Annotated in this window: 2 protein-coding genes and 1 pseudogene; 2 read left to right on the forward strand and 1 reads right to left on the reverse strand. The window is 32.0% G+C overall.

Annotated elements, in window-relative coordinates; genetic code table 11:
• Positions 1-362 (reverse strand): annotated as a pseudogene (locus AFK68_RS05565) (chemotaxis protein); the annotation flags it as partial.
• A gap of 186 nt (positions 363-548) precedes the next feature.
• On the opposite strand from AFK68_RS05565, the gene AFK68_RS05570 reads away from it, so the two are divergent.
• Together AFK68_RS05570 and AFK68_RS05575 are read left to right on the forward strand one after the other, a co-directional pair.
• Positions 549-1,205 (forward strand): hypothetical protein (locus tag AFK68_RS05570; RefSeq protein ID WP_210407249.1); only part of this gene is annotated, 657 nt, incomplete at its 3' end.
• A 194-nt stretch (positions 1,206-1,399) separates the two neighbouring features.
• Positions 1,400-3,235, forward strand: a complete 1,836-nt coding sequence (locus AFK68_RS05575; RefSeq protein ID WP_256386493.1) for a GAF domain-containing hybrid sensor histidine kinase/response regulator — start codon at positions 1,400-1,402, stop codon at positions 3,233-3,235.
• Positions 3,236-3,512: the final 277 nt, after the last annotated feature.

Genomic DNA, 3,512 nt, shown 5'->3' on the forward strand with positions numbered 1-3,512 from the left:
ATAATTATAGGTTCATAAACATACTCTTTTGGTCTATTTAGTGCAGTGATAGCTGCTGCATTAATTTGAAAATTTTCAGAAAGAACTAGAGGAGGAGTGTTGAGAAAATCTAACAATTCACCGACAGGACATCTATAATAAACTTTTTTCTTTTCAGGTAATTTCATATATTCGAGGAATCTAATTTGGGAAATCATACCCAACATTTGTGTACTTTGAGTAATAATAACTCCGGGTAATTCTGGTTTTAGTCTAAATTTTTCAGCTACTATCTGTCCTAAAGTAGCAGAATTAACTTGGAAATCGTGGGAAGGCAAGTTTCCGATAGTAGAATTGAGTGTAAGCTGGGTTAGGTTAATCATTGAAATTAATCTAGAAATAAGCTGTATGAACAATATTTTATGAGGATATGTTAGGTTGGATTAATTTACGGTTAGATGCAAAAATCTAAAATCTAATCCGTGTTTGATGATTGCACAAACAATACTCTTTGTCCTATCCTGCTCCGGAATAGTATTATGGCCATTTCATACAAAACAAGCAGGGAAATGCCCAGTTTTCCACCTGCAAAACCAAGCTTAACTTTGCCTTTGAATACACTTGAGCTATTAAGTCAGCTATTACAACAGACATCTCAAGGTCTAGAAAGCATAGTCATTACAGAAGATATATTTGCCACCACTCAATACCTTATGTTTCCAGGGGTAAAGTTTACAGTAGTTATTTCCAAGGAGTTTAATGGACTTTTGTGGGGCAAAGTAGTTAAGGAGTTATCAAACAATCAAAGCCAGAAAAGAGAACAACAACAACAAAATTATAATTTCCAATCTAACTCTTTTAGCTTTCCCTTGAAAAGGGGAAATGTGGAAAATTTACAATTTAATGTGGGTTTAACTTTTGACCCAAAAGCAATTCAAGTTTTTGTATACCAAATTATTAATCGACTAGAGAAAGATCAAAGTCAATCAATAATTATATCTCAACTTAAATCTAGAATAAATAACCTAAAAGTGAATAATCCTAATCTCCAGAGCGAATTCACTTTAAAATTACTCAAACTATTGACTTCTAGGGAAAATATAGACTCCGTTTTACAGCTAAAAAATTCTCAAAAAAACAAGCAAAAAAAGAATTATCCTGACCTATCAAATTTACTACCAATAAATGATTCAACAGTTAATATTCATGGCATATCTACTCCTAATNGGAAAATATAGACTCCGTTTTACAGCTAAAAAATTCTCAAAAAAACAAGCAAAAAAAGAATTATCCTGACCTATCAAATTTACTATCAATAAATGATTCAACAGTTAATATTCATGGCATATCTACTCCTAATACTGAATTAATAACAAAAACTAATTTCCTAGAAAACAGTCAACTATCATCATCAGATTCAGTGTTGAATAATCAAGATTATCCATTAGTATGTAAACCTATTGAGACAGCTCTACACCAACAAATAGAACAAGAAAAACTCCTAAATCAAGTTACAACTCAAATTCGCCAAACTTTAGAATTACCAGAAATTTTATCAACTGCGGTGGAACAGGTGAGAAAATTCTTACAAGTAGACAGATTATTGATTTATCAATTCAATGATTCTTTATTGTTAACAAATAATATTACAGGAGTAAATCAAGAAAGAGGCTCAGTGAAATATGAAGCTTTAGTATCAGATAAAATTTCTTCTGTATTAGGTTTTAGCGAGGCAGAAAACTGCTTTTTTCCTCCTAATAGGTCTATAGTTAAATATAGTAAAAGCTCTGTTCATGCCATAGCTGATGTCGAAATAGCTTATAGTAAATTTCCTTGTTTACTAGAAGTGATGCGACAACATCAAATCAAAGCAAAATTAGTAGTACCAATTATAGTTGATGAAAAATTGTGGGGATTATTAATTGCCCATCAAAGTTCTGAGCGAGATTGGCAAAACAATGAAAAGAGATTTCTCAAAGAAATTGCAGAACATCTAGCGATCGCTATTTATCAAGCTCAATTATATGCAGAATTGCAAAAGCAAAAACAAACTTTAGAAAAACGCGTAGTTGAACGAACCCAAGACCTTTATGATGCACTTCAAAGTGCAGAATCAGCTAATTGTGCTAAGAGTGAATTTTTAGCGACAATGAGCCATGAATTACGCACTCCTCTTACCTGTGTTATTGGTATTTCTTCAACTCTTTTGCAGTGGTCTTATGGTAATAGGGGAGCAAAAATTATGCCAATAGAAAAGCAAAGAACCTATTTACAAACAATCCATGATAGTGGTGAACATCTACTGGAATTAATCAATGATATTCTAGATTTATCTCAAGTAGAAGCAGGTAAAACAGTCTTAAAAATTAGTGAATTCTCTTTATCTAAACTTAGCTATGAACTTTGGCAAAATTTTAGAGAAAAAGCTGAAGAAAGTGAAGTAAAACTAATTTTTGAACAGAATGTAAATCCAGATTTAGATAGATTTACGGCTGACCAAAGGAGAGTTAAACAAATTCTATTCAATCTTCTCAGCAATGCAATTAAATTTACTCCTCGTGGGGGAAATGTTAGACTGAAAGTGATGAGAGATCGAAATACAGCAGTTTTTCAAGTAGAAGATACTGGTATGGGAATTTCTGAAGAGCAAAAACCACTATTATTTAAGAAATTTCAACAATTAGATTCTCCTTATAATCGTCAACAAGGTGGTACTGGTTTAGGTCTAGCTTTGACAAAGCAATTAGTTGAACTTCATAGTGGAATTATTGAAGTAGAATCTACTGTAAATATCGGCTCTACTTTTACAGTTAAACTACCAGCAAAACCACTCAAATTAGCAAATGAAAAACTCAAACAAAAAGGAGAAAGTGCATCCAATATTTTATCCTTACAAGGTACGGTAGTATTGATTGAACAAGAAGAAGAAATTGCCACAATAATTTGTGATATTTTGACAGCAGCAGGATTAAAAGTTGTATGGATAATAGAAGGCTCTACTGCAGTAGAACAAATTATTTTATTGCAGCCTGTTGCTGTAATTTTAGATATGCAGTTACCAGGAATTGATGGTATAGATATTATTCAACAGTTATCCACAACAAGCAGCACTAAAAATATTAAAATTTTGGCATTAACTACTGTTAATACAGAAATAAATTGGGAATATTATTATACTGCTGGTGTGGATGAATGTTTAACCAAACCAATTAATCTCGAATATTTATTAAGTAAAATGATAGCATTAATAACGTAAGCATTCAGCCGTCAACTATTGCTTTTGACGGGCGATCAAATAAACATTATTCTTAAGGGCAAAGTTTTATTGCTCAGAGCTGACAGCTAATACCCGTTGGCGGAGCATTCCGGTACGGAAATGGTTACTTAGTAACTAATAGAAATAGGCGTGAAAAAGATATATACTTTTTGCATCTAGTAGGAAACAGGAAATATATTTTCACGAAAAAAAACAGGAAAAATGATTGTGTCACTTAATTTTACCGAATAATGAATAATTAATAATTATTCATTAC

Origin of the sequence: Hydrocoleum sp. CS-953 (genome assembly GCF_002260545.1) — a bacterium.
Taxonomy (GTDB): domain Bacteria; phylum Cyanobacteriota; class Cyanobacteriia; order Cyanobacteriales; family Microcoleaceae; genus Trichodesmium.